The sequence below is a fragment of the Streptomyces sp. WAC05374 genome, assembly GCF_004353505.1.
GTDB lineage: Bacteria > Actinomycetota > Actinomycetes > Streptomycetales > Streptomycetaceae > Streptomyces.
This window is the reverse complement of sequence record NZ_SMNQ01000008.1, coordinates 231,566-256,205: the sequence shown is the minus strand read 5'-3', so window position 1 is coordinate 256,205 and position 24,640 is coordinate 231,566. Positions and strand designations below refer to the sequence as shown.

Here is a 24,640-nt window from a genome sequence, read left to right as displayed (position 1 = left end):
CAGGTCACCCAGGCCGATCTGGAGAACCTGCGTGCCCACTACACCCCGCCCGCAGTAGGCCCGGACGAAGACAGGGCCGTCCAGCCAGCCGCGGCCCGTCCCCGGTCGTTGGGGCCTTCGTCTGCCTCCGGCCCTCCGCGCTCCCGCCGCTAGAGCGCCACGAATCTCCTTGGGAACACATGCCCACACTCCGCGCTGATCTCTCCGCCTTCGCCGACGCCCTGGCCGACCGGTTGCCCGGCCAGTGGACCACCGAATACGTCCGACACGCTTCCTGCGACGAGCAGTTCGCCAGCGCCGAGGCGCTCTGGGACGTCGGCCACGTCGACTACATCGTCAGCCAGTACGTCCTCAGTCACCACGCCGTCCTGCGCGACCAGGACGGACGACAGCTCTATCTCGCCGATCGACCCTTGTACCGGCACCAGTTCGTCGTGGCACCGCTGGAGCCCGAAGGGCCCGGCATCAAGCCCCATCACTTCTCTGGAGTCGAGGAACCGAACGGCATCGCCGTTCGTGCCCAGCCAGCGCGGGCAGCCGCGCAGGTCACCCGGCGCCTGCTGCCCCGCTACCAGCGGGCCTTGGACACCGTGCTGCACAACGCAACCATCCAGCCAGAGCCGCCGCACCGCGCCGGACCGCCGCAGGTGGCCGACGTCGTGACCCTGACCTGGTACGAGGACGGCGCGCTCGGCACTCCGTACAGGGACGTCCCCGAGGAAGCCCGCACGGTGCTTTACGCCCTCGGATTCCAGTACCACCCGCACCAAGCCGCATTCCTGTTGCCCGCCGCTTACGGCGAGGACGGCCGCGCTCTCCGCCTGCAGGCCCTGGTGCACCACCTCTCCCCAAAGGGCATCGGTGTCAACCTCCGCCACACCACCACACCGACCACCCTCACCACGCGGCAGCCCGTTCCCGCGCCGACCAGCGCCGCAGCCACCTTGCGCCACCGATAGGCCGACCGCCGGACCGGCCACGCGCGCCTACCCGTTCCCCCCTCTTCCCCAGTACGAGGAGCCCCCATCCGCACCATCCGCCGCACCCTGCCCTTGATCACCGCCACACTCTGCGTCGCCCTGGCTACGACCGCCTGCACCAACGACGCCAGCAACCCCTCGGCCAAGAAGACAGCGCCCAGCGCCACCGCCGCGCCGGTGGCGACCCCCGCGCTCACGCCGGCGCAGGCACGCGACGCCATCACCCGCTACTCGACGACCAACAACCTCGCGCACGTCAAGCAGGACCGCGCGCTCCTCGACACCGTCGAGGACGGTCCCCGTTACGCGATGTCGCTGGCCGACCTCAAGCAGGACGAGGCGCTGCCGCAGGCGGACCGCCAGCCGTACCGGCTGTGGTCGTACGACCTGTCGGCGACCGAGTTGTACATCCCGCGCCTGAACAGCGGACAGCAGCGGTGGTTCGCCGCCGTCACCAGGGGCGGCAGCCAGCAGCAGCACGCCCGCGTCCTGGTCATGGCCGAGAACACGAAGTCGAAGCAGTGGGAGATGGTGGCCACCGTCGACGTCGACGATCCCAAGCAGCTCCCGCAGATCGTGCTCGACAAGGATGGTTACGCCACCGCCATCGACGCCTCCTCGAAGTCCCTGGCCGCACCGGTCGGCCAGCTCCGCTCGGCGGTGACCGACAACTTCGCCACCGGAGGCGAGCTGACCGGGAAGAAGGTCTTCACTTCGAACCAGACCTCCCAGCGGCAGATCAAGGTGCACGACGAGACGACCCGGAAGTTCGGCCCGCGCGGCACCACCCGCTTCACTGCCGCCGACCCGCAGTTCACCGACGCGTACGCGCTGAAGACCACCACGGGCGCGCTCGTCGTCTTCTCCCACACGCACACCCAGCACGACGCCGTCGCCGCCCCGGGTCTGCGGATCATTCCGGAGAAGGAGGACCGCGCCTGGCTCGGCACCAGCCCCAGCCCCGCCTTCACCTACACGTTCACCTGCTCGGACATCGCCGCCGTCCCGAGCGTGCCTGAGGCGTCCAGCCTCCTCGGTTACAGCTGCCGCCGCACCGACGCCAAGGCCGCCGGCCCCAGCGCCTCTGTCTAGAAGGACCCGTGGCCGAACCTCCCGCCGCCGGGCCAGGCACCGGCCTCGACAGAACTGCCCCGACCCCGCCGCACGTCCCGCCCGCCGGCCCAGCACCCACCCAGTGATCCTGCAACGCCCTGGAGGCCCCTCCTGTCGACCGGTTCCTTCATCGCTCGCCCCACCGAGACCGGTTACACCGGCATATACGTCCATCTCGACGGCCAGCCGAGCGAGAAACTGCCCATCCTCCTCACTGCCCACCGGTACCGGTTCGGCCGTGACGTCAAAGCTATGGCGCAGCATCTCGTGGATGGCGTCGCCGTGGGATGGGACGAGCTGGGCACTGATCTCCTGGACGGTGCCCCGCCCGAGATCCTCTCGTCGCTGACCGGCGGTGAACAGTGGGCCAGCAGCACCCTGGACCACCTGGTCACGCCCGACGGCTCCCCGCCGGTCCGCATGACGGTCACCGAGAAGACCGCCGCCGATCTGGACGTGCAGTGGGGGTACATCCTTCGCCCCCACGGGATCGAAGTGATCAGCGTGCTGCACGCCACCGCCGGTCCTCTCGTCGCGTGGGGCACCGACCCCCGCGCCCCGTTCAGCAACCACCCGGCGCACTGGTCTGCCCCCGCCTCGGCCGCCGCGCCATCGGCCCGTCCCGCCCCCACCTCGCCTTCGGTTGGTCCCCGCACCGCTGCCCGCCGCTGACCCTTCCCGCCCGCGCTTCCCGGAGATTTCCCTGCCCACGCCCCCGATCACAATCGTCATCGCCAGCCGCCTGCGTGAGGACCGCCTCGATTACCTGACCGCCATGCACGCCAGCCTCACCCGGCAGTCCGTGCCGTGGGAGGCAGTGATCGCCCTCGACGGCGCCGACCCGAGCCGCCTGCCCGCCCCTCTCGCGGCGGACCCGCGCATCCGTACCCTCACGCTGCCCCGCCCGGTCGGCGCCGCCTGCGCCCGCAACCTCGCCCTCACCCAGGTCCGCACCAAGTACGTGAACTGGGCTGACGATGACGACGAGTTCACCGACGGCGCCATGACGGCACGGCTGTCCGCCCTCGAATCCACAGGGGTGGGCTGGTGCGCCGGCTGGAGTGAGGACCTGCACCCCGACGGCTCGACCATCCTGTGGCGCTGCCCGACGCCGCCAGGTCGACACGGGGCCGGCGACGTCATGAACTACTGGGCACGGCCGCAGGACACGATCCCGATCGGGCCGACCACGATCCTCGCCCGCACCGATCTCGTACGAGCAGCCCCAATGGGCGGCCTCGTCCAGGGCGAGGACTATATGGCGGCCGTCGGCGTCACGGTCCTCGCCCCGGGGATCCTGCTGCGCCTGCCGGTCTACCGGTACCGCAAGCACCCGGGGCAGATGACGCAGCAGGCGTCGTACGACCAGCTTGAGGCGGCGGCCCGCGAGCATGCGCACGGCTACGGACTCAGCCTGCGGGCCGCTCTTCGTACCCGCGAGGCTCTCGCCCGTGGCTGACGCGCACATCGTCCTCGCCTACCGGTCGGCGACGGCCTGGGGCCGCGCGTTCCTGCGCCAAGCCCGCGTGAGCGCACCGCACCGGCGCCCGGCTCTCGCCGTGCCGGCACCCCTGCGTCCCCTGCCTGCGGCCCGTCCGGCACCCCGCCGCTGACCTGCTCCACCACCGACCACGTGAGGAGATGCCCACCCTCTTGGAACCCGGCACCCACTTTGTCTTCGGTACTCACAAGGAACACGGCTTCGTCGCCTCCTTCACCTCCTCCATGCCCTCGCACCTCGCCCAATGGTTTCTGCTGCGCGAAGAGTTCGAACCGGTCGCCGGCCAACCCGGGCTGTTCAGGCTCAGCGAACCGGAACGGGACGGCCCTCGCCGCACTCGACAGGCCGTCCACGACCTGCGCCGCCAGGGTTACGCCGTACACGCCGACGTCGTTCTCGACCCCGCCACTTCGGCCAGCCCGCCACCTCCCGTGCGGCCGAACGGGCTCCTGGAACGCCGCAGCCGTCTCGCACAGGCCGCCGCCGGCCGTACGACGCAGCGCGGCACGGCACCCACCACCTCGCCGTCGTCGGCCCGGCCGATCCCGCCGAAGCCCACCTACGCGCCGACCGTCCACCTAACGGCCTCCGGTGGCGGGCGATCTCGATGACGCCCGGAAGCGACCCGGCTCCCGAACGCCCGCTGCCCGTGGCACGCGACCTCGGAACCCGAGCACGCGACTTCCGTCTCCGGATGGCCGTCATCGCCCGCGAGACCGAGGTCGCGCTCGACATGACCCGCGACCGCTACGGCCGCACCGTTCACGAAGGCGCCGCGGCAGCCGCACGAGCCCACCGCGACAAGGCCGCCGTGGAGGCGTACGCCACGCACCTCGCCCCGCATGCCGATGCACTGCTCGATACCGCCCGCCGCGCGCTCAACGAGCTGCCGCCCGCCCGGCACTTCACCGGATGGCAGACCGTGCTGGACGGCCTCGCCGTCTCCGCCGCCGAGATCCGGAGGGCACTCGACCGGCCCGCTGCCCCCGGCTCGGCAGCAGAACGCGGGCAGCATGCGGCCTTGTGGCCCCACCTCGCCGCGTGGGCGGACCACGGCTTCGTTGCCGGCAACCTCGCCGACCAGAACCCGCAGCAGCATCACAAGGCCCCGCTGACCGACGAAGAACAGCAGGCGTGGACTGAGCGGGCCCAGGCCGCACAGCGGCGAGGCGAGCTGGAGCTGACCGAGTCGTGGTACGCCGCTGACGGGCAGCCCATCACCCTCGCCCACCTGATCGAGGACGACGACTCGAGGGTGGTCGCCCTCAGAGGTGACCCCGACGCCCCCGGCTGGCGGGTGATCGGGTACTTCGCCCACGAATACGAGGCCGGACAGGTGCTGCCCGCCGCGGTCCCGCCCGGCGTGCTGCGCGCAGACGTCTCTGTGTTCAACCGCCCCGTGCCCGCCCCCGAGGTATCGCTGCAGGAACTCATCCGGGACGTCATCGAGGCCCAGCACGCCGGTGACGCGTCCAACGCGCTCCTCGGCGCCACCCAACGCGGCTACCACGCGGGTCCGATGGTCCGCCTTCAGGAACTCCTGGAGACCACGGGCCAGTTCGCCAGCGCACTGGAGACCGTCCAGGGCCGGCAGGTCGCCGCCCGGCTCACCGCACTCGGCCGGCAGATCGACTTCCTCACCCGCGAAGTGCATGACGCGGCCGAGGACCTCGGGGCGACCGTCGCCGTTCTGCCGCCGCAGCGCACCCCCGTCCTACGGGTCCGTCCGCGCCCCGCCGTGGACACCACGCCACCCGCGCCGCCAGCGCGCACCACCGCCGCCCGCCACCGCTAGGCACCGCTCCCCCGAGAGAAAGCACCCGTTGTCCCTGACCGCACCCCCGGCCCCGGCCCCGCGCATTACCTATGGCGCGGTGCTGGGCAGCCCGTACGTCGCCCGCCTGCTCGGCGGCACTCTTACCGGCCGCCTCCCCAACGGCATGGCGCCGGTCGCCGTCCTCCTGTGGGCCACCGCGACCGGAGGCAGCATCGCTTTCGGCGGGCTGCTCAGCGCCCTGTACGGGCTGTCCTCCGCACTGTCCCAGCCGGTCAAGGGGCGCCTGATGGACCGCCGCGGACAGACCGCCGTGCACCTTCCCGCCGCCGTACTCAACTCAGTGCTGCTGGTGGCTCTGCCTGTGGTCGGACGCCAAGTAAGTCCGGCGCTCGCCACGGCGGTGGTCGTCGCAGCCGGCCTGACCACGCCGCCCCTGGAGGCGGGGCTGCGGGCGCTGTGGCCGAGTGTGCTGCCCAATCCCCGACTGCGGCACGCGGCGCTCGCCCTCGACACCGGTACGCAGGGTCTGCTGTACATCGTCGGCCCCCTGCTCGCCGCCGCGCTCGCCTCCGCGCACAGCCCGTCCCTCGCTCTCGCCGTCACCGCCGCCCTTGGTCTCGTCGGCACCGCCACCGTCGCGAGCGCGCCGCCTTCCCGGCGCTGGCGTCCCGCGCAGCCGACGAGCACGGACGGCGGGGCCGGGCGGCGGCTGGTCAGCCCCGGCCTGGTGCTGCTGTTCGTCTCTCTCACCGGCATCGGGTTCGCGATCGGATCCATGAACGTGTGGTCGATCGCCATGGCCGAGCACCACGACGAGGACATGCTGTCCGGGATCCTGCCCGCCGCATTCTCGACCGGCAGCTTCCTGGGGGGCCTCGTCTACGGACGCCGCACCTGGACCAGCACCACCACCGACCGAATGATCACTGCCGGGGCCGCGTTCCTGGCCGGGTGGCTCCCACTTCTCGCCCTCCTGGGACCGTACGCGGCCGCCTGCGCGGTCATCGTGCCCGGCGCCTTCCTCACCGTCGTGGTCGCCTGCGCCTACGTCACCACCGACGCCCTTACCGCCGCGGCCCGCACGAGCGAGGCGTACGCGTGGCTGATCCTGTCCATCGGTGCCGGCCAGTCCGCCGGCACCGCCCTCGCCGGACGCCTCGCCGAGCACCCCTTCGCCAGCGCCGCGCTCCCCGCCGCCGGCGCCGCGTTCGCCCTCACCGTCCTGCTCGCCGCGCGCCCGCACCTCGGCCCGGCTGGACGTCTCTCCCGGGCCGGTCGACACCGCCGCCCACCCCGAGGCCGGCACGAGGCCGCCCAGAACAACCCCGCAAGCCTCTGACCTTCATACCCATTTGAGGAGATTCATCTATGGCTGTCCGTACGCAGTGGACTGTCGAGCACTCCTGCTCCCACGAGGTCGTCCATGACCTGTCCAACCGTCCCGCCGACAAGCGCGCCGGATTCGCCCGCTGGCTCGCCGGCCGGGACTGCACCGACTGCTGGAAGGCAGCTCGCGACGCCGACACGGAGTCCACGAAGGAGTGGCTCGCCGCCAAGCGCGCCGAAGAGCAGCAGGCTGCCGTCGAATGGGCGGAAAAGTTCGACATGCCGCAACTGGAGGGCCCGGAGAAGGCCCTGGCCTGGGGCGAGCTGTCCCGCCACCAGCTCATGACCTCCGCTCACACCGCACTGGTCGTCGAGGGGTCTTGGGACGAGGCGGACTGGGCGGAGCTGGAGGAGAAGGCCCGCTCCATCACCCGCGCCGGATGGTGGATCGACCAGCGTGATGCGGAGGGTACCGACCTGCTCGAACTCCTCGACGCCGCCGGCGAGGACGACCGCGGGACGGAGAACCCGTTCCGATGACCAGCCGTCAGTGCACGGCCGGGGTCGTGCGTCAGACAGGCCCCCTTCGTAGGGGGGCCACCGTCACGCTGTCTCGTCCTCCGGGATCGGTTCCATCACCTGCCCCAGGCGGGTTCGTACGACCCTCATGCGCGGTGGCGGGGGCGGCTTCGGCCAGCCCTCCTCGCGGGCCTTCTCCACGCGGGTCGAAACCCAGGCACGCCAGAGATAGACCGGATCGTTCTTCCCGAGGAACCAATAACGGTCAAAGAACCAGTCGCGGCGCTCCTTGTCGTCCAGCTCCGACTTGACGCCCTCGATGCGCGCCGTGACCTCATCGAATGCGCGCTCGATCCTTTCCCGCATCCACCAGAGGCCCTTGTCCCCGTGCGGCCACGTACTGGCTTCCGCGCCGTAGCGCTGATACGTCAGCTGAGCAACCCACGCCAGCAGCCCCTTGTCGCTCTTGCCCTGATTGCACGGCCCACAGGCCGGGACCATGTTGACCCAGTGGTCCCACCCGGCATGCGTTACCGGGACGACGTGATCGATCTCCGCTGACTCGGCAGCGTCGCAGTAGACGCAACGCCCCATGTTGGTGAACAGCACCATCAGCCTGATCCACATGTCCTGCTTCTTCCGGCCCAAGGCACCCCCCGTGTTCGGGAGGAACTTAGCGGGCAGCACTGACAACGTGCGGCAGCCTGGTACAAGGTCAATCGCGTCAGCGAATTGCGGACGCCGCCTCTCGTACCAACGGTTCGTCAGATGCGGTCAGTTGCGCTGCCGATCCGGTTGATCGCGGCGCAACATAGCCGACGATCGCCGGTTAGCCAAACCGGCGATCCTCCGGACCATTGTTCCTCCCACCGCCACCCGCCTCGCGTGGAAAGGAACCGCATGTCCCAGCCCCCGCCCACACCGGTGTTCGCTCCGACGCCCGACCCGCTCACCCCGGATCGGGACATCACGCACCAGCACTTCCAGGCCGGCGACACGGTCGTCGTCCTGAAGGGGGTCGCCGGCGGAGAACTGTGGGGTGACGCCATGCGCGTGGTCGCCCCGTCCTGGCACACCCCGACCGACGTGGACGGATGGCGGCTGCGCGATGCGACCGGCGGCGCGCAGTCGTACATCACCGCCCACCCTCGCTACCTCGTGCACCTCTCGCGTCGCTGCCCGGACTGCCTGATCCATCTCCGGGCCATGGAAGATGCCCTTCTGCCGAAGTACACCGACGACAACGCCCTGATCGACTGCGGTTGGTACACCACCACCGCCCTCAACCAGTTGGTGCACATAGCCGACGCCCGGAGCAGCCGGTGATTCCCCGTCTCCACGAGCGGACCCACACTCCGAACGACGTGCTCACCGAGGCGCTGGGACGTCCGGTGTCGCCGGACGAGGGGCTGACCGAGCACACCGTCGTCGCCCACTGGCCGGGCCTCGACTACTACACCTTGGACGACGAGCAGAAGATCTGGACGTCCCTCCAGTGGGCTGAGCACCTCGAAGACCCGCTCATGGAGTACCCGTTCGCCGCCAGCGCGAACGGCGACCGGCGCGCGATCTTCCACCTCGACGTCCGGCTCCACCCCGACGACCGTGAGCTGACCGGCCCCGAATGGGCCGAAGCCGCCCACCGGCTGGCCCGCGCCGCGGGCATCGAAGTCCCCGGCGAGCCGAACGACTGCCGGTGGATCGCCGTCCAGGCCCAGCCCGGACGCCTCGACCTGATCGCCAACCTGATCCGCCTCGACGGCTCCTGGCACACGCAACCTGCCGAGGTCCTGCGACGCCTCTCGGCCGAGTCCCGCCGCATCGAGCAGGACCTGCGCCTGATGCCCGTACGAAGCACTCCAAGGCCGCCAGCCCTCGCCCGGCCCGCCTCCACAGCATCAGCCCAGCTCGCGGCCATCCTCTCGCAGCTCGCCGACGAGCAGACCGGCCCGTTGGCCACAGTGCGCGGACTCGTCGAACACACCGCCCACCGCATCGCCCACCAGCCCGATGCCGCCACGGCGCACTGCCTGGAGCTGATCGCCCGCCGCCTCTACGGCATCCAGCAGGACCTCGACACCACCGCGACCCACCTGAACGCACCCACCCGGCCACGCACAGCCTTCCCGGCACTGCCCACCATCACGGCAGCCGCACGGCGATCACCGTAGGAGAAACGTCTCTTTGCCCCTGGCCGACCGATTCCTGACCGTCCGCCGCGACCCGCACTCCGAGGAGGTCCTCGCCCGCGGCGGAGACCCCGAGGCCCACAGCGTCCTGCAGCGTACGGGCTTCGTCCCGGTGGTCCGCGTCCACGAGACCTACCACCGCGCCCCCACCAACCTCGTCGAGGGCGACGACACCCGCCTCGGGATCGAAGCCGTCGCCCGGCTCCGGGCCGTCGGATACCACGTCGACTGCGACGAGGACTTCGACACCGACCGCCGGCCGGTCCACAATCTGCCGCTGGGCGCCACCGTCGCCCATCTCGCCCAGCGCATTCGCGAAGCCACCACCACCTGGGATGCGGCCGGCGTACTCACCGAACTGACCGCCTCCCACGACGGTGTCCTCGCCGCACTCGAGGAAGTCCTTATCGCCACCACCGAGTTCCACGACGGCCTTGGCGACGCGGCCGACCCGCACATCGCCCGCCGTCTGCGCTACCTCGCCGACGAGCGTCTCCGAGCCATCCGTAGCGACCTCTCCGACACCCGTAACGCCCTCGCCGACCGGCACGTCCCGCACCCCGGCCGCAGCATCTGCGCCGAAGAGGTCCCCGCCACCGAACGTGAGCGCTCCGCCGTCTGCGCCTGCCCGCCCCCGCCGCGCATCGCGCCGGCCCCGCCACCGCCTCCCGTGGCCGCCGGCCTGCGCCGCTGACCCCACCTCGCCCAAGGACACCATGCACGATCACGCCAACTCCGAGCGCCTCGCCTCGTACGCCGACGTCCTCGCCGGCGAACTCCCGGGCACCTGGACCAGCTCCTACCACCCTCCCGAGCACAAGGATGACCTCGCCGAACTGGCTGACCGCATCTGGGACCTGGACCTCGTCGCCGGGTCACTCGCTGAGCACCCGCTCCAGCAGGCAGCCGTCCTGAGCCGCCCGGACGGAGCCCAGCTCGTCGTCCTGGAACGGCACGACGAACGCGACGGATTCCTCATTGCCGCCGTCGCCCCGCGCGCACTGCCCGACGAGGCGTACCGCGCCGTACCCGAGCCCAACGGCATCGCGCTCGCGGACGATCCGTTCCTGGGCGCCGAGCAGGTCGCCGGCGACCTGCTCGCCCGCTACGAAGCCGCGCTCGCCCAGGTCCGGCACAACGCCCTGGGCGGCATCCAGCCGTCCCAGCCGGATCGGGTCGTCCTGACCTGGCAGCAGGACGGCAGCGTTGCCGCCGCGCCCGTCGGTGACGCAGCCGGCGCCGTCCTGGCGGCTCACGGCTTCATCCAGGATCCGCAGACCGGTATCTACCGCCTCGGCGCAGACGACACCAGGGCCCAGGCCCGCGCCCTGCGCGCGCTCGGCCCGCAGCTCGACGCGCTCGGCATCGGCACGGCGCTCCAGCACCCCGCAGCTCGGACCGCCCCCAGCGCCGTCATGCCGCCGGCCCCTGCCGCCACACGAACGTCGGCCTCCAGGGCTCGATGAAGCCAGGGGAGCCCGACTTCCTGGTGCTGGAGTACGTCACCATCACCAAGGATTCACGCACCGGGCTGGTCGTCGCGATCGGCGGGACCGAGCGGGCGGCGGACATCCTCCAGCGCACCGGTGGCTTCCTGACCGCTCCCGGTCCGCGAGGGGACTACCACCGTCTTCCCCACGGCCTCCCGATCGAGCAGCAGCGCCTGAAGGCCACCGCGGCATCGCATGCCCTGCTCTGCGCCGGTCACAGCGTCCACCTTGACCCCGCCCTGAACGCGCTGACCGCGCCGAACGGCGAACGCGACGCGGCTCTGCGCTACCTCGCCCAGCTCGCCGAGCGGGCCTCCCGCACCGAGAGCAGCACCGAGGTCGCCGAGGTCCTGACCGAGATCGCCGGGCCGGCCAGCGGCCCTGCTGCCGCTCACCCGGGACGTTGTCGTCAGGGCCTGGATCGCCTTGTCCCCTGCCCCCGACGCCGAGAGCGCAGACCCCGACCCCGACCCCGTTGCCGACCTCGGCAATACGGCCAACGCGCTGTCGCGCGCCGCCCACCGGATCCTCGCCGCCCGCAATCACGCCGCGCGGGCTCCCGAGCGGTCGACAGCCACAACCCCGCCGCCGAGCCCCGCGCGGCAGCCGTCCGCCCCCGCACCCCGACGCCGCTGAACTGGAGAACCGCCCATGGGCAATCGTGCCGATGATTACGGCACCGACGTCGAGATCTACGTCAAAGCGTTGACCACTACCATCCACGCCGCCACTCCCACCGGCGCCCCGGCCAAGCTCCACGACCTGCTGGAACAGCTCGGGATGGAACGCCACGAGTACCCCGTCGGCACCCCCCTGTACATCTGGCACGCCGTGCCCGAGCACCTCGGTGCCGAGGAGCAGAAGCACCTGGCGAGCCGGGCGATCCCGACGCTGCTGATGGCCGGATACAAGGTCAACATCGACCCCGACCTGCTCGACGAAACCGCCTACCAGCAGGCCGCGCGGGAAGTCCGCGCCAACAAGCCGCGCCCCGTCAAACAGCAGCCGCCACGGGCTGCCTCCGCCTCGCGCCCCACACCGTCCCGGCGTACCCCATAACGCCCGTCGGGCGGCCCCGGCTCCCTGCTCGGGGCCGCCCGCCGCGCACCGACAGCCTTATCGGAGAACCCCGTAACACCCCGCAAGCCCCCGCCGATCAGCCACCGCCTCGCCACCGCCCTGTTCCGCCGGTACCTACGCGCCTGCATCACCACCAGCCCCCACCGCCCCACCCCGCCGACACCTGCCCGCCCCGAGACCGTCCTCGGCGAAGCCCGGCGGATCGGCCACCGCCACTGATACCAACCCCCGTCCTGGAGGAGCATGCCCCACTCCAACCCGTCCCCGGTGCGGCTGGCCGACGAGATCGCCCGCCAGCTCGGCCATCTCGGCGACCACCTCGCGATACTCCCCCCGCATGAAGCAACGCAGGTCATCGCACGCGTTGTCGACCCTGCGGACGGCGTCCTCGCCGGCGTCACCCACCTCGTCTCCGTCAGCAGCACGTTCGCCAAGGTCCAGGCCGAGCGCGGCGCCCTGCCCGCCGAGGTGTGGCTCGCCCTGGGGCGGGCCACGAACGAGCTCGACGCCATCGGCGGGGACCTGGACGAACACCGAGAGATCCTCCAGCACATCGGCAACCGGCCTGAGACCGCACCGGCGAAGCCGCCGGCCCCTGCTCCACTCGTCGTCCGGCGGCGCCGGTGAAAAGAAAGCAGTGGCAGGGCTGGGGGGCGGGCGAGCAGGCTCAGCAGCACTACCTCGTCGAGCCCCGCGCCCTCGCTGGCGGCGGTGACCTCCGGCACGTCTCCGAGTTCCTGCGCGCTTCGGGTTGGCGGGACAAGTCCAAGGCCGGCGGCCCTCTCGCCATGGAAAGCCCGGACCGCGCGGTCCGTATCACCTACGACCCCTTCGTACTGCCCGGCGGGTGGACCATCCGCGGTGCCGCGAGCGGCCACCAAGAACAGTGGTGGGCAGTCCTCGGGCGGCAAACACCGGTAGAGATCGTCGCCGGTCTCACCGACGCCCTCACCCGCCCCCGCTCCGCGCACGCCCCCAACGTGTGGGCACCTTTGCGCGAACAGGGGTGGGACCGTCCGCCCAACGCCGAGCACGTGACCGCGACCAGCCCCGACGGCAGCGCCTGGATGCAGTTCCACCAAGGCCCCGACGGCGAGGCGATGTGGTGGTCCGGGTCGAAGGACAAGCAAGGCAACGGCTGGACAGCCCAGTTCGCCCCCAGCACCCCGATGCACCTGGTGGAAGCCTTCTCGACCGCGCTCGCCAGCCCCGAACCCGTGATGCGCCCGCTCGGCCGGGTTCCACACAGCGCCCAGATCCGCACCACGTCCGTGTCCGTCCTGCCCTCCCAGCTCAGCGCCTGGCAGCAGGCCCGGATCACCGCCGCCCGCGCCGCCACCTGGGCTCGCAACGCCGCCCGGAGCAGCCGGCCCCGCACCACCGCCCGCCCCCACGCCAACGCTGGTGGCGCCCGCACCTACCGCTGATCACCCACACCCCACGAACCGAGGAGCTTGATGCCCGCACTCACCCCGGACACGATCCGCACGGCGACCGAGACCCTGTCCCTTCTTACCGACTACCTGCGTGAGAGCCCCGACCCCGAAGAGGCGCTCGCCCTCGTCGAGCCTCTGCTCGATGAGTACACCGGCCTGCCCGTCCAGCTCGCCGACACCTTGCGCGCCCTCGCCCGCGCCGTGCAGGACCATCCGGACACCCCGCGCACCGTTGAGGTCGGCCTCCTGGTCACGGACCTGCGCACCGCCGCATGGGAGCAGGCAGACCAGCACACCCTCCACTACATCCTGGACGGCCTCCGGGGCCTGTACGGCAGCGCCGTCGCCACCGAGCCGGAGTGCGGCTCGTGCCGCTGAGCGAACGGCAGCTCGCCGCCTTCGCCGACAAGCACGCCTGGCGGATCCCGTTCGACACCAGCCCCCGCCACCTCGCCGGCCCCGGAGACGCCCGCCACGTCACCCACGGCCTGGCCGCCGCCGGATGGAGACCCACCTCCGACCCGCTCAGCGCCGAGATCGTCCTGCGCAGCCCCGATCACCGCCACAGCCTGCAGTTCGACCCGCAGTCCGCCACCTCCGCATGGTGGCGGCTGCGGGCCGAGCCCACCGGCAGCGAACCGGGCTGGTACGCCGAGTTCGGCGAACTCGTCCCCGCCGAGGTCCTCGCCGGCCTCACCGACGCCCTCGTCACACCTGCACCCGCCGAGCCGGGCAACCCCCTGCCGTCGCTGGAAGCTGCCGGCTGGCTCATCGACGGCCGCGGGGCCGCCGTCTCCGATCCACCGGGGTGCAGGGTGGAGCGCCGGCCCGAGAAGGGTGACGGCACCGTGCCATGGCGCGAACCAGACCGTACGTCCTGGCACATCGAGGTCCAGGACCAACCCGGACCCTCCGCTGCGAGCCCCCGGATCTGGCACGCCTGGTTCGACGGCAACACACCGGAGCACCTCGTGACCGCCTTCATCACCACGCTCGCTGACCGCACCCCGCTCCAGCGCGGCATGTACGACCGCACCGCCCACGGCGCCGTGCAGAAGCCGAGCCCGCTCACCCCGGAGCAGGTCGTCGAGGCCCACGCCGCCCGACTCGCCGGCATCCGCAGGCAGACCCGCGGCATGCGGCGCCGGCCAAAGGCCGTGACGCCCCCGGCGAAGGAAAACACCACCCGTTCCACCGCTCGCCGCTGATCCCGATAGGACACCCCACCATTCCCCTCGACCCCGCCGCACATCGCAAGGTGCTGCGTCACCTCAACGCCTTCATCCGCGACAGCAAGAAGATCCTCGACGCCTGGGACGCGTACTCCGACGAGCACACCGGCCTCGACGGCTGGCCGTACGACGACAACGCCTACGGCCTCCGCCAGAGCCAGCGCGACGCCGACACCAGCGCCGCATTCGAAACCGTCCACGCCGGCGCCCGCCACCTGCTGGCCACCGCCGAGACGCAGCTCGCCCAACTCCCCTCCCACGCGGTACAGAGCCGCTGGGTATGGCAGCTGGGCGTCCTGCAGGATGCGCTCGACCGCCTGGATGTACTGCAAGAGGAATGGCGGCAGACGCGCGACAGCCTCGCTACCGACGCCTGCCCCGGAAACCCGGCGTACGACGACGCCCTCGCCGAGTACCACGCCGAAACCTGGAGCTACCTCGACGACTGGGCCTCCCACGGCCAGGCCGTCCTCGACATCAACACAGCTGCCCGCCACGCCCCCTCGACCCTGGCCCCGCCACCGACCGCGACCACGGTCCCCGCGTCCGGCCGGGCCAGCACGGTGCGGAGGTGACCATGCCGAAGCCCCCCGAGATCGTCGATGTCGACTTCGTCGCCCCGCGCCACCTGTCCGGAGGCGGAGATCCCTCCTGGATCACCGTCCCTCTCCATCGGGCCTGCGGCTGGAGCTACGGCCACGACCCCCTGATGCCGCGCGTCATCCTCTCCAGCCCCGACCAGAGGGCCCTCCTCCGGCTCGAGCCCGACCCGGACGGCCAGTGGTGGACGCTCCATCACGCCCAGCAGCCGGACCGGCCCGCCTGGTACGCGAGCTTCGGTGCCCGCACCCCGGTCGAAATCATCGCCGCTTTCACCGACACCCTCACCAGTCCCGCCGCCGATCCTGCAGACGGCTGGGACCCGCTGGAACCGCTCCAGAAATCCGGCTGGTCACCGGCCTACAGCCACAACCGGCTCGCCTCGGCCGACGGCACGGTCCGCGTCGAGGTCAACGAGACCACCGGCTGCTGGTGGGTCGGAGCCGCCCTCGATCGCACCGGCCCTCCTCTGTGGCAGGCCCGATTCGGCGAGCACACGCCGCCCCACCTGATCACCGCGTTCACCGCAGCACTGACCGACCCCAGCCCGGTGCTGCGTACGGCCACCGTCGTCAACCTCCCCACCCGGGACCCGGATCTCATCACCGTCACGCGGCGGGAAGTCCCCGCCGCGCAGGTCGCCTCCGCCCTGGAAGAACGCGTCCACGCCCTCGCCGCCCGCCGCGCCAGCACGCCGGCGAATCCGAGTCCCCTTCGACGGTCACCGGCCAAGAACACCCGTAGCCGCTAACCCCTTCGTCCCCGCCCGGAAGCACGTAGCCCTTTGCCACCCTCCTCCAACCGTTCCTCCGACGGGTACGACATCGTCCTGCGCCTCCTCCTCGGAGTGCTCGGCGTCGTCGTCCCGCTGTCCCATCTCGCCTGGCTGTCCGGCAACATCACCGCATGGCTGACCGCCGACCACTGGGCGCCCTACCAGCCGACCGCCGCCCTCCTCCACCCTGACCAGCTCTGGCCCCAGGTCGGAGAAACGTCCCTGCTTGTCGGCGCTCGGATCGTCCCGATCGCAGCCCTGCTCGCCCTCGGCGCCGTGACCGGCGTCCTGTGGGCGCGGCACAAGAGCCGCGGCGGGGGCCGGAAGAAGATCACCGCCATGGCCAAGGCCCGGGACATCGAACCGCTGATGGCCAAGGCGATCACCGCCAAGGCCCGCTCCCTGCGCCCGAGCCTGAAGGACGCCAAGCACATCGAGGCCCGCGACACCGGCATCCTGCTCGGCAACCTGCAGGGCACCAAGCACGAGGTGCGCATGGGCTACGAGGATGTGGCCGTCGCCATCATGGCGCCGCGCTCGGGTAAGACCACCTCGCTCGCGGTCCCCTCCGTACTCGCCGCGCCCGGCCCGGTTCTGCTGACCTCGAACAAGGCTGCGGGTGACGCATTCACCGCCACCTACGACGCCCGCGCACGCGTCGGTCAGGTGTGGTCGATGGATCCGCAGCAGATCGCGCACGCAGCACGCGAGATGTGGTGGAACCCGTTGGCGGACGCCAAAACCCTGGACGGCGCCGGGCGGTTGGCCGGCCACTTCCTCGCCGCCTCGGTGGACGCGAGCCAGCAGGGGGACTTCTGGTCCAAGGCCGGATCCAACATCCTGTCCCAGTTGTTCCTGGCCGCTGCCCTCGACGAGCGGCCGATCACCGACGTCATGCAGTGGCTGGCCTTCCCCGCCGACCGCACTCCGCTCGACATCCTCCGCGACCACGACTTCGCCGCCGTCGCCGCCCAGCTCAAGGGGACGGTCGAGGGACCGCCGGAGACGCGCGATGGCATCTACGAGACCGCCCGTCAGTATGCCGCCGCGCTGCTGAACAGCGAGATCGCCGCCTGGGTCACCCCGCAGAAGGACGTGCGCGAGTTCCGTCCGGCCGAGTTCGTCACGTCCACCGACACGCTCTTCCTCTTGAGCAAGGACGGCGGAGGCGGTGCAGCAGCGCTGATCGCCGCGTGCGCGGACTCGGTGATGCGCGCCGCGACCGCGCAGGCCGAGCGCGCCGGCGGGCGGCTCGACCCGCCGATGCTCGCGATCCTCGACGAGGCCGCCAACGTGTGCAAAATTTCGGACCTTCCGGACTTGTACTCGCACCTCGGGTCACGCGGGATCATCCCGATCACGATCCTGCAGTCCTACCGCCAGGGCCAGAAGGTCTGGGGGGACGCGGGCATGGACGCCATGTGGTCAGCGTCCACCGTGAAGGTGATCGGCTCCGGTATCGACGACCCGGACTTCGCCGACAAGCTGTCGCGGCTGATCGGCGACCATGACGTCGAGACGACGTCCACCTCACATTCCGAGTCCGGCAAGTCGACCTCCGTGTCGATGCGGCAGGAGCGGATCCTGCCGGCCGACGCGATCCGCGCCCTGCCCAAGGGCACTGCCCTGTGTTTCGCCACCGGTATGCGCGCGGCGATGCTCGACCTGCGCCCGTGGTACCTGGAGCCCGGCGCCGCCGAACTGACCGCCGCCTCGAAGCGGGCCTCCGACGGCATCACCAAGCGGGCCGTCGCCAAGCACGCACCGCGGCAGACCGACTTCGGGACCGCAGCATGAGATCGATACGGCTCCCGGATGGTGCCCGGCTCGCCACCTACATCGACGATCCTGCACAAGCACCCGTGACGGCAGTCCTGGTGCACGGGCTCTCGGTCACCGCTGCCCTGTGGCGCTCGCACGTACCGCTCCTGCTCCGTGAAGGGATGGGCGTCGTGCGCTACGACCAGCGCGGGCACGGCTACTCCACCCGCGGGACCGCCGCCCTGAGCCTCGACCAGCTGGCCGACGACCTCGCCCAGGTTCTTGAGACGACAGCGCCACGCGGCCCGCTCGTGCTCGCCGGCCACTCCATGGGAGCGATGACGCTCATGCGCCTGGTCGCGCGCCACCCCCACCTCGCGCCCCGGATCCGCGGGCTGGTGCTGATCTCGCCCCCGTACGGCGGCATCAGCACCCGCACGGGCACCGGTCCGGCCCAGTCCTTCCTCACGCTGGGCCGCAACCTTCTCGCGTCCGCGTGCACGCACGCGCCGTACCTGCTCGACGCGGTCCGGCGGTGCCTTCCCACCACCAGCCGGTGGGCCCTGCACTCCCCCGCACAGTCGGCGTCCGGTGCATTGCCGTTGCCGTGCCGGCAGGGCCTGCACACCATGGCGACCGGAGACCTCGCTGCCCTGTGGCACGACCTCGCCAATCAGCAGCCCGACCCCGGTTCGCTGCAGCAGCTCGGCGGGCGGGTCCACCTTCTGGCCGGAAGCCTCGACGCCCACATCCCGCCCGAGCGGACCGGTCGTCTCGCCGCCTGTCTGCCCGGCGCCCGGCTGGAGATCGTCCCGGACGCCACCCACGCATTGCCCCTGCGTCACGCCCAGCTGGTCACGGACCGAATCTCCCGCTGCGCCTCCATCTCTAACCCGATCTCCCGGAGCACACCGCCCCATGCCTTCGCTCAACCTTGCAGAACAGGCAGAACAACTCCGTGACCTGGCAGGCGAGTTCGAGGCCCTGCACGCACGCGTCCGGGACCTCTCCTACACCCCCGGCACCGACGCGCTGCGCCGGATCAGCCCCCTCCTGCTCAAGGTCCAGGACCTGATGGCCACCGCCCTCGTACGCCTGGGCGCGCTCGACGGCGGCGCGTACGCCGACATCGCCGGCAGCCGCGCCAGCCTGGAGTGCCTGGCCTCGGTCGTGGTCGCTTCCTCCCTGGCCGGCAACGACCTCGCCAGCGCGCTGTACGCCAACCCGTACGAAGGCGCGCCGTTCGTCGGCTACCCGGCAGACGACGAAGCGGTACGCACCGCTCGCCACGCCGAGGCCATACCGCGTATGACCGGCCACCTCGCCGATGCCGCCCACCAGCTCGACCTGAGCGCGATCGGGTGCCACTACGTCGCCACCGGCATCACCCGCGACCTCGCCGCCATACAAGAACAAGCGAAGCCTGTTCAGCGGGCGACCGGCCCCACCACAGCCCCCTCAGCGTCCCGCACTCCCCGCGTACGGCGTTGACGCTGCCCCGACGCCGCCAGCTGGACACGCTGACCTTCTCCCGCCGAGACACTTCTTGCACCCCTTCCACCTGTTCGCCCTCCAGCTCGCCGACCGTCTGCCCGGCACCTGGACGGCCCTCTACCGCCAGTACACCCGCGCCGCCGACCAGTTCGCTGACACTTACCGCGTGTGGACGCCGCTGGACGCCAGGCCGGCCATCGCCTTCCGCAGCCACGGAATCACCCTGCGGCGGCACGACGACCTGGAGCTGTACATCGTCGAGCACCGGCGAGGCCGGGTCCTGGTCTGCCCTGTGATCCCCCAAGGGCTGCACGAGGGCATCACCGACCGCATCCCCGCGCCGCCGACCGTCGCCGGCCCTCTCGATCCGGCCCGCGCCGCCTGGCGGATCACCGACCGCATCCTGCCCCACTACACCGCTGCGGTCACCGGCGCCCGCGAGGCCACCGCCGCCCTCGCCGCACGGCGCTCCTTCGTGCCCGCGCTCCTGCCCGTCCCGCAACCGGACATCTCCCGAGCCCGCGCCCGCTGACCCGGCCTCCACGCTCCGCCCAAGGATTGCCCATTCACCCTTCCCCCCAGTTCCGCGCCCTTTCTCTCGGTGCCGGCGTCCAGTCCAGCACCCTGCTCGCCCTGTCTGCCGAAGGCATCCTCCCGAAAATTGACTACGCGATCTTCGCCGACACCGGATGGGAGCCCAAATCCGTCTATGACCATCTCGACCGCCTCGAACGCGAAATAGCAACGCCCGCCGGTATACCTGTTCTCCGGGTTTCCTCCGGAAACATCCGCAACGACGCCCTGAACCCGGATCACCGTTTCGCCTCCATGCCCCTCTACATCCTCAACACGGACGGGCGTCCTGGGATGACCCGGCGCCAGTGCACCGGGGAGTACAAGGTGAAGCCCATCAAGAAGAAGATCCGCGATCTTCTCAGCTACCCGTATCCGACTCGGGTACCAAAGGGCGTTTTCGTCGAGCAGTGGATCGGCATATCCACCGACGAGTTCCACCGCGCCAAGGACGCCGACGTGAAGTACATGCAGAACCGACATCCGCTGATCGACATGGGCTGGTCGCGTTCCGACTGCGTTCGCTATCTCACCTCTCTCGATCTGGCCGAAACCCCGAAATCGAGATGCCTGGGCTGCCCTTTCCATGGCAATGCTCAGTGGCGGCGCATCCGCGACAACTCCCCCGCCGAGTGGGAGGACGTCGTGGAATTCGACGCTGCCATCCGAAAGGGCAATGCCCGCGCCAACGCCAGCGGCAATCGGCTGCTGGGCGAGGCGTTCCTGCACCGCTCCCGCGTCCCCCTCGGCCGGGCCCCGATCGACCACGTCACCGCCTCCGAGTGGGCGGCCCTTCAGCAGGAGCTCGCCGACGAGGACGAGTTGGAGCGGGGTGTCACGGACGGCTGCTCGCCCTGCGCGTGCCGCGGGGATGCGGACGCGCTGGCGCAGGACGACTTCGGGCTGGCCACGTGATACTCGACCTCTTCGCGGGGCCGGGCGGCTGGAGCAGTGCACTGGGTGTCTTCGGCGTGCGTGACGTGGGGCTGGAGTGGGACGAGTGGGCGTGCAGGACCCGTGCTGCCGCTGGGCAGTTGACGATCCGGACCGACGTGGCGATGTATCCGACGTGGCCCTTCCTCGGCCGGACGCGCGGGCTGATCGCTTCTCCGCCGTGTCAGGCGTGGAGCATGGCCGGCAAACGTCTTGGCCTGGTGGACCAGCCGCTGGTGCATGCGGCGGTCGAGGACCTCGCCGCCGGACGCGACACCCGCGAGCGCCTCCTCGCCGCCTGCCGTGACGAGCGTTCCCTGCTCGCGGCCGAGCCGATGCGCTACCTCCACGCCCTGAACACGGTCGGCGAGCCCGAGTGGGTCGCCATGGAGGAGGTTCCGGACGTCCTGCCGCTGTGGAAGCAGTACGCGGCGATCCTGCGCGGCTGGGGCTTCTCGGTCTGGTACGGGATCCTCAACGCGGCCGACTTCGGCGTTCCGCAGACGCGCAAGCGGGCGATCCTGCTCGCCTCGCGAGTCCGTACGGCACAGCCTCCCACGCCGACGCACGCCCGGGTCGCCGAGCCCGACTCGCTGTTCGGTCCGGGACGTGCCCGCTGGGTGAGCATGGCCGAAGCTCTGGGGTGGGGTGCGACCGACCGGCCCGTTCCCACCGTCTGTGCCGGGGGCGGGCCCGGCGGTGGGCCCGAACCGTTCCCCTCGGGCTCCCGCAAGACGCTCTCCGACGCCCGGGACCGCGGAACCTGGATGCCGCGACCGGACGGAGTGGTCCTGCAGTCCCGTCGCGAAGGCGCGGGGTGGGCGGCGCGGCACGGCACCCGTGAGAACCGTGCTGCCACCGCCCCGGCGCCGACGTTCACCGCCGAGGCGCATCGCTGGTCCTGGTCTCTGCGCAGCAACAACCAGGCCAACGCCACTGTCCGGTCCATCGAGGAGCCGGCGGGCACGCTGTTCTTCGGGCACCGTGCGAACGAATGCACCTGGGTCGCCACACCGCTCTCGGCGCCGACGAAGGACACGGACGCGCCGGCAGTACCGGAGCCGATCCGGATCACCGCTCGCGAGGCCGGCCTCCTGCAGACCTTCCCCGGCGACTACCCGTGGGCCGGTAACAAGGGCCAGCAGTTCTCGCAGATCGGCAACGCGGTCCCGCCGCTGCTCGCCGGCCACCTCCTCGCCCCGCACCTCGGCGTCACCCTCGACCCGAACGACTTCACCCTGGCCGCCTGATGCCCCTCAGCCCCGAACCCGACGAGGACGACCTCGACACGATCCCGGCGCCGCAGCCGGTGTTCCACGTCGAGCAGGCCCTCCTCGGCGCGCTTCTTCTCGATCCGCACCGTCTCGGCGACGTGACTGGGGTCTCCGCCGACTCGTTCTCCACCGCCGCGCACGCCGCCCTGTTCGCCGCGATCAGCACCCTGCCGCCGCCCGACCCGGCCGAGCACGCGAAGAACACCACGTGGCTCAACCAGGTGCTCGCAGCGGGCCAGCAGCGGGCACGCGGACTGACCGCGTCCTATCTGCACACCCTCATCCAGGTCTGCCCCTGGCCCCGCCACGCACCCGCCTACGCTCGGATGGTCGAGGCCGAACACGCCCGCCGCCGGCTGCGGGCCGCCGCCGAGCACCTTCTCCAGACCGTCCACGACGCCTCCCTCCTTCACCCCGTCCAGACGGTGCTCGCCGAGGCCGACGCGCTCGCCGCAGTCGTGGACGACATCGCAGCACGCTTCCCGCCACGCGCGGGCGTCCTGCCCCGCACCCCGCCACCCCCGCCGGCCATCGCACCCGACTATGCCGAGGCCGCTGAGGAAGAGGGGTTGCTGCTCGCTACCGCCACCGCCCACCCCGTGGGCATCGAGTCCGTACGGTGGCTGCTTCCCGAGGATTTCACCCAGCCGCTGCACGCCGGCCTGTGGCAGTGCCTCACCACCCTCGAACGCCGCCACGAGCCCATCGACCCCGTCACCGTCCTATGGGAAGCACAACAGCGCGGCCTTCTTGAGCACGGCAGCGAACCCGGCGACGTGCTCTGCCTTCTCGCCGGACCGGTCGGCTCCGTCGAGCACTGGGGCGAACGCACCTTGCAGCGCTCCCTCCTGGCCGCCGCCGACCACGTCGGCCGCCGCATCGAGGCGTACGCCGGCGACCCTGCGAACACACCGTTCCAGCTCGTCGTCGGTGCCCGCCGGGCCCTCGCCGACCTCGGCGCCATCCGCACCCGCTGGCAGCACGCCACCGGACGGATCCTTCCGCAGCGCCCACGCCCCACGCCTACCACCCGCGCGGGCCCCCCGACCACCACGGCTGCCCGCACCACTCGCGCCACCCGATAGCCCCCCGCACACGCCGGTGGCCGGGCCCGTAGGCCCGGCCCCCGGCACAGGAGATGACACCCCCACGTGACCACCGCCCAGTTCATCGACGCGCACGTCCGCCTCGACGTCCACCCCACCCACCCCAGTGCCGTGACCGCCGTCCTGACCGGCTCCCAGGCCCACATCCCCCACGTGGGCCTGGAGGCCGCCAACTGGACCGTGGTGGCCGAGAACACCCTGGTCCTGGCCCGCATCGATCACGAGGAGCCCTACTGGGCCGAAAAGGCGGCCCAGCAACTGGCCGCTGACGGGGTCAGCGTCGAGATCACCCCGCGGCTCCGGGAAGCCATGGCCGAGGAATGGACCTGGGCCGACTATCCAATGCCCTGGTGCACCCGCAGCGAAATCCTCGAGGTCTCCGACGCGGCCCAGAAGATCTATGACGACATACGCCATGGCCAGCTCCTCATCCACGCTCACGCCGAGGACGGCCACACCACCGTCGCGGTCGGCACCTACCTCGGCAGCGGCAAGAGCGTCTATCTCCACGGCGAGAACCATCTGCGGCAGGTCGCCGACACCTTCGACTCGCCCGCTGCAGCCCTGGTCGCCTTCGAGAGGGTCCACGGCGCCGCCATGCGGCCAGGCCCGGCACCCATGACCGACACCGAGCGCGCCGCCGCCCAGGCGGAAACGTCCCCACCCGCCGCCGAATCTGGACCTCCACACCCCCCGCCGGAAACGGTCCCCGCGTACGCGGCTGATGCCGGCGACCACGATGCTCTGCTGGAGGCATTCCTCGCCGCCCACGGTGAGTGGGAGAAGTGGCGGACCTGGTCGGACGAGACGACCCACGCGATCCACGAGTCCCAGACCCTGCGCATCGAGCGCGTCCACGAAGCCCACCCCCGCGAGACCGCCTGGACCGTAGCCGCGTACGAGACGCCCGTCTCCGACCGCATGTGGGTCCTCACCGCGACCGCCGCCACTCCGGCCCCAGTGCTGCAGGAACTGCTGGATCACCTCGCAGACGGCGACGGCTGGGACACGGCCGTCGGCGCCCTGGTGGACGAAAAGACCGTCGCCGCCGCCACGCAGCCACTGTCCGAGGCCGGGTGGAAGCACACTGTGGACAGGCGATGGATCGGCTGGACGTCCCCCGCCGGGGACGCGGGGGTCCGGTTCGACGCTTTCGCCGCCCAGCACCCGAGCCAGAACCTCGCCACCTGGACCGTCTGGGCAGGTCCAGGTCCCGACCGACCCACCTGGGCCCTCACCGCGTCCCCGGATACCCCAAGTTCGCTGCTGGCCGACCTCTCCGAGACCCTCGCCCACGGAACCGGCACCCGGCGCACTAATACCGCAAGGCGCCCCCGCAGCGTCCGACTCCGACCCGCGCCGCCAGCTATCTCCCCGCCAACGACCGGGCACACGATCAGCCGCAGTCTCTGAACCGGACACGAGCGGCTTATGTCGCTGATGCCGCCCAACGGCAGCCCTGCGCCCGGTACGCCCGGTAT

Annotated in this window: 29 protein-coding genes; 27 read left to right on the top strand and 2 right to left on the bottom strand. The window is 71.3% G+C overall.

The window, feature by feature from the left end:
* Positions 1-179: 179 nt before the first annotated feature.
* From E2B92_RS18280 to E2B92_RS18245, 8 genes are all read left to right on the top strand, one after another.
* Positions 180-959, top strand: coding sequence for a hypothetical protein (locus E2B92_RS18280; RefSeq protein WP_126887826.1), 780 nt, complete (start codon positions 180-182; stop codon positions 957-959).
* A gap of 93 nt (positions 960-1,052) precedes the next feature.
* Positions 1,053-2,072, top strand: coding sequence for a hypothetical protein (locus E2B92_RS18275; RefSeq protein WP_235023872.1), 1,020 nt, complete (start codon positions 1,053-1,055; stop codon positions 2,070-2,072).
* Positions 2,073-2,345: 273 nt separating this feature from the next.
* Positions 2,346-2,765 carry a hypothetical protein gene (locus E2B92_RS18270; protein ID WP_327437494.1) on the top strand — a complete coding sequence of 140 codons (420 nt, stop codon included), beginning with the start codon at positions 2,346-2,348 and terminating at the stop codon, positions 2,763-2,765.
* A 52-nt stretch (positions 2,766-2,817) separates the two neighbouring features.
* The gene (locus E2B92_RS18265) at positions 2,818-3,552 is read left to right on the top strand and encodes a glycosyltransferase family 2 protein (RefSeq protein WP_126888829.1); all 735 of its coding nucleotides are present in this window, start codon (positions 2,818-2,820) and stop codon (positions 3,550-3,552) included.
* Positions 3,553-3,746: 194 nt separating this feature from the next.
* Complete coding sequence (locus E2B92_RS18260; protein ID WP_126888830.1) at positions 3,747-4,205, top strand: hypothetical protein; 459 nt, start codon at positions 3,747-3,749, stop codon at positions 4,203-4,205.
* Positions 4,202-5,389, top strand: coding sequence for a hypothetical protein (locus tag E2B92_RS18255; protein WP_126888823.1), 1,188 nt, complete (start codon positions 4,202-4,204; stop codon positions 5,387-5,389). The genes E2B92_RS18260 and E2B92_RS18255 overlap by 4 nt, the downstream gene beginning before the upstream one ends.
* A gap of 79 nt (positions 5,390-5,468) precedes the next feature.
* Complete coding sequence (locus E2B92_RS18250; RefSeq protein ID WP_235023870.1) at positions 5,469-6,710, top strand: MFS transporter; 1,242 nt, start codon at positions 5,469-5,471, stop codon at positions 6,708-6,710.
* A 29-nt stretch (positions 6,711-6,739) separates the two neighbouring features.
* Entirely contained in the window at positions 6,740-7,237 is a 498-nt protein-coding gene (locus E2B92_RS18245; RefSeq protein ID WP_126888825.1) for a hypothetical protein, read from the top strand.
* A gap of 63 nt (positions 7,238-7,300) precedes the next feature.
* Here the strand turns inward: E2B92_RS18245 and E2B92_RS18240 are convergent, their stop codons facing one another.
* A complete protein-coding gene (locus tag E2B92_RS18240; RefSeq protein WP_126888826.1) occupies positions 7,301-7,843 on the bottom strand; it encodes an HNH endonuclease in 543 nt (180 codons plus the stop codon).
* A gap of 273 nt (positions 7,844-8,116) precedes the next feature.
* Between E2B92_RS18240 and E2B92_RS18235 the strand changes: the two genes are divergently transcribed.
* The 4 genes from E2B92_RS18235 to E2B92_RS18220 are packed head-to-tail and all read left to right on the top strand — an operon-like array spanning position 8,117 to position 10,871.
* Positions 8,117-8,542, top strand: coding sequence for a hypothetical protein (locus tag E2B92_RS18235; protein ID WP_030958056.1), 426 nt, complete (start codon positions 8,117-8,119; stop codon positions 8,540-8,542).
* Complete coding sequence (locus tag E2B92_RS18230; RefSeq protein ID WP_126888827.1) at positions 8,539-9,387, top strand: relaxase/mobilization nuclease; 849 nt, start codon at positions 8,539-8,541, stop codon at positions 9,385-9,387. The genes E2B92_RS18235 and E2B92_RS18230 overlap by 4 nt, the downstream gene beginning before the upstream one ends.
* Before the next feature lie 13 nt (positions 9,388-9,400).
* A complete protein-coding gene (locus E2B92_RS18225) occupies positions 9,401-10,099 on the top strand; it encodes a hypothetical protein (RefSeq protein WP_200836958.1) in 699 nt (232 codons plus the stop codon).
* 22 nt (positions 10,100-10,121) lie between these two features.
* Positions 10,122-10,871, top strand: a complete 750-nt coding sequence (locus tag E2B92_RS18220) for a hypothetical protein (RefSeq protein WP_133087601.1) — start codon at positions 10,122-10,124, stop codon at positions 10,869-10,871.
* 53 nt (positions 10,872-10,924) lie between these two features.
* On the opposite strand, the gene E2B92_RS32690 is transcribed toward E2B92_RS18220, so the two are convergent.
* Positions 10,925-11,290, bottom strand: a complete 366-nt coding sequence (locus E2B92_RS32690; RefSeq protein WP_160159760.1) for a hypothetical protein — start codon at positions 11,288-11,290, stop codon at positions 10,925-10,927.
* 256 nt (positions 11,291-11,546) lie between these two features.
* On the opposite strand from E2B92_RS32690, the gene E2B92_RS18210 reads away from it, so the two are divergent.
* The 15 genes from E2B92_RS18210 (at position 11,547) to E2B92_RS18140 (ending at position 24,572) form a co-directional block, all read left to right on the top strand.
* Positions 11,547-11,954: a hypothetical protein gene (locus E2B92_RS18210; protein ID WP_126888828.1), complete on the top strand. Its 408-nt coding sequence runs from the start codon at positions 11,547-11,549 to the stop codon at positions 11,952-11,954.
* 264 nt (positions 11,955-12,218) lie between these two features.
* Positions 12,219-12,602, top strand: a complete 384-nt coding sequence (locus E2B92_RS18205; protein ID WP_126883417.1) for a hypothetical protein — start codon at positions 12,219-12,221, stop codon at positions 12,600-12,602.
* Positions 12,599-13,402, top strand: a complete 804-nt coding sequence (locus tag E2B92_RS18200; RefSeq protein WP_126883418.1) for a DUF317 domain-containing protein — start codon at positions 12,599-12,601, stop codon at positions 13,400-13,402. Before E2B92_RS18205 ends, E2B92_RS18200 begins: the two co-directional genes overlap by 4 nt.
* Before the next feature lie 30 nt (positions 13,403-13,432).
* Entirely contained in the window at positions 13,433-13,789 is a 357-nt protein-coding gene (locus E2B92_RS18195; protein WP_126883419.1) for a hypothetical protein, read from the top strand.
* Complete coding sequence (locus tag E2B92_RS18190) at positions 13,780-14,619, top strand: DUF317 domain-containing protein (RefSeq protein WP_126883420.1); 840 nt, start codon at positions 13,780-13,782, stop codon at positions 14,617-14,619. Before E2B92_RS18195 ends, E2B92_RS18190 begins: the two co-directional genes overlap by 10 nt.
* A gap of 50 nt (positions 14,620-14,669) precedes the next feature.
* On the top strand, positions 14,670-15,218 hold the full coding sequence (locus E2B92_RS18185) for a hypothetical protein (RefSeq protein WP_235023869.1): 549 nt from the start codon (positions 14,670-14,672) through the stop codon (positions 15,216-15,218).
* A 2-nt stretch (positions 15,219-15,220) separates the two neighbouring features.
* Positions 15,221-15,994 (top strand): DUF317 domain-containing protein, encoded by a 774-nt coding sequence (locus tag E2B92_RS18180; RefSeq protein ID WP_126883422.1) that lies wholly within the window; start codon positions 15,221-15,223, stop codon positions 15,992-15,994.
* A gap of 33 nt (positions 15,995-16,027) precedes the next feature.
* Positions 16,028-17,815: a type IV secretory system conjugative DNA transfer family protein gene (locus tag E2B92_RS18175; protein ID WP_126883423.1), complete on the top strand. Its 1,788-nt coding sequence runs from the start codon at positions 16,028-16,030 to the stop codon at positions 17,813-17,815.
* The gene (locus E2B92_RS18170) at positions 17,812-18,741 is read left to right on the top strand and encodes an alpha/beta fold hydrolase (RefSeq protein ID WP_126883424.1); all 930 of its coding nucleotides are present in this window, start codon (positions 17,812-17,814) and stop codon (positions 18,739-18,741) included. Before E2B92_RS18175 ends, E2B92_RS18170 begins: the two co-directional genes overlap by 4 nt.
* Entirely contained in the window at positions 18,698-19,270 is a 573-nt protein-coding gene (locus E2B92_RS18165; protein WP_185923490.1) for a hypothetical protein, read from the top strand. Before E2B92_RS18170 ends, E2B92_RS18165 begins: the two co-directional genes overlap by 44 nt.
* A gap of 55 nt (positions 19,271-19,325) precedes the next feature.
* Positions 19,326-19,805, top strand: coding sequence for a hypothetical protein (locus tag E2B92_RS18160; protein WP_126883425.1), 480 nt, complete (start codon positions 19,326-19,328; stop codon positions 19,803-19,805).
* 92 nt (positions 19,806-19,897) lie between these two features.
* Entirely contained in the window at positions 19,898-20,761 is an 864-nt protein-coding gene (locus tag E2B92_RS18155) for a hypothetical protein (RefSeq protein WP_185923495.1), read from the top strand.
* Complete coding sequence (locus E2B92_RS18150) at positions 20,758-22,029, top strand: DNA cytosine methyltransferase (RefSeq protein WP_126883426.1); 1,272 nt, start codon at positions 20,758-20,760, stop codon at positions 22,027-22,029. Before E2B92_RS18155 ends, E2B92_RS18150 begins: the two co-directional genes overlap by 4 nt.
* Positions 22,029-23,138, top strand: a complete 1,110-nt coding sequence (locus E2B92_RS18145; protein WP_126883427.1) for a DnaB-like helicase N-terminal domain-containing protein — start codon at positions 22,029-22,031, stop codon at positions 23,136-23,138. The genes E2B92_RS18150 and E2B92_RS18145 overlap by 1 nt, the downstream gene beginning before the upstream one ends.
* A gap of 66 nt (positions 23,139-23,204) precedes the next feature.
* A complete protein-coding gene (locus tag E2B92_RS18140) occupies positions 23,205-24,572 on the top strand; it encodes a DUF317 domain-containing protein (protein ID WP_126883428.1) in 1,368 nt (455 codons plus the stop codon).
* The last annotated feature ends 68 nt before the right edge of the window (positions 24,573-24,640 follow it).

Coding starts and splice junctions, on each gene's coding strand:
- E2B92_RS18280 (WP_126887826.1), top strand. CDS start 180: ATGCCCACACTCCGCGCTGATCTCTCCGCCTTCGCCGACGCCCTGGCC.
- E2B92_RS18270 (WP_327437494.1), top strand. CDS start 2,346: ATGGCGCAGCATCTCGTGGATGGCGTCGCCGTGGGATGGGACGAGCTG.
- E2B92_RS18255 (WP_126888823.1), top strand. CDS start 4,202: ATGACGCCCGGAAGCGACCCGGCTCCCGAACGCCCGCTGCCCGTGGCA.
- E2B92_RS18245 (WP_126888825.1), top strand. CDS start 6,740: ATGGCTGTCCGTACGCAGTGGACTGTCGAGCACTCCTGCTCCCACGAG.
- E2B92_RS18240 (WP_126888826.1), bottom strand. CDS start 7,843: ATGTGGATCAGGCTGATGGTGCTGTTCACCAACATGGGGCGTTGCGTC.
- E2B92_RS18235 (WP_030958056.1), top strand. CDS start 8,117: ATGTCCCAGCCCCCGCCCACACCGGTGTTCGCTCCGACGCCCGACCCG.
- E2B92_RS18220 (WP_133087601.1), top strand. CDS start 10,122: ATGCACGATCACGCCAACTCCGAGCGCCTCGCCTCGTACGCCGACGTC.
- E2B92_RS18210 (WP_126888828.1), top strand. CDS start 11,547: ATGGGCAATCGTGCCGATGATTACGGCACCGACGTCGAGATCTACGTC.
- E2B92_RS18205 (WP_126883417.1), top strand. CDS start 12,219: ATGCCCCACTCCAACCCGTCCCCGGTGCGGCTGGCCGACGAGATCGCC.
- E2B92_RS18195 (WP_126883419.1), top strand. CDS start 13,433: ATGCCCGCACTCACCCCGGACACGATCCGCACGGCGACCGAGACCCTG.
- E2B92_RS18180 (WP_126883422.1), top strand. CDS start 15,221: ATGCCGAAGCCCCCCGAGATCGTCGATGTCGACTTCGTCGCCCCGCGC.
- E2B92_RS18170 (WP_126883424.1), top strand. CDS start 17,812: ATGAGATCGATACGGCTCCCGGATGGTGCCCGGCTCGCCACCTACATC.
- E2B92_RS18165 (WP_185923490.1), top strand. CDS start 18,698: ATGCCTTCGCTCAACCTTGCAGAACAGGCAGAACAACTCCGTGACCTG.
- E2B92_RS18145 (WP_126883427.1), top strand. CDS start 22,029: ATGCCCCTCAGCCCCGAACCCGACGAGGACGACCTCGACACGATCCCG.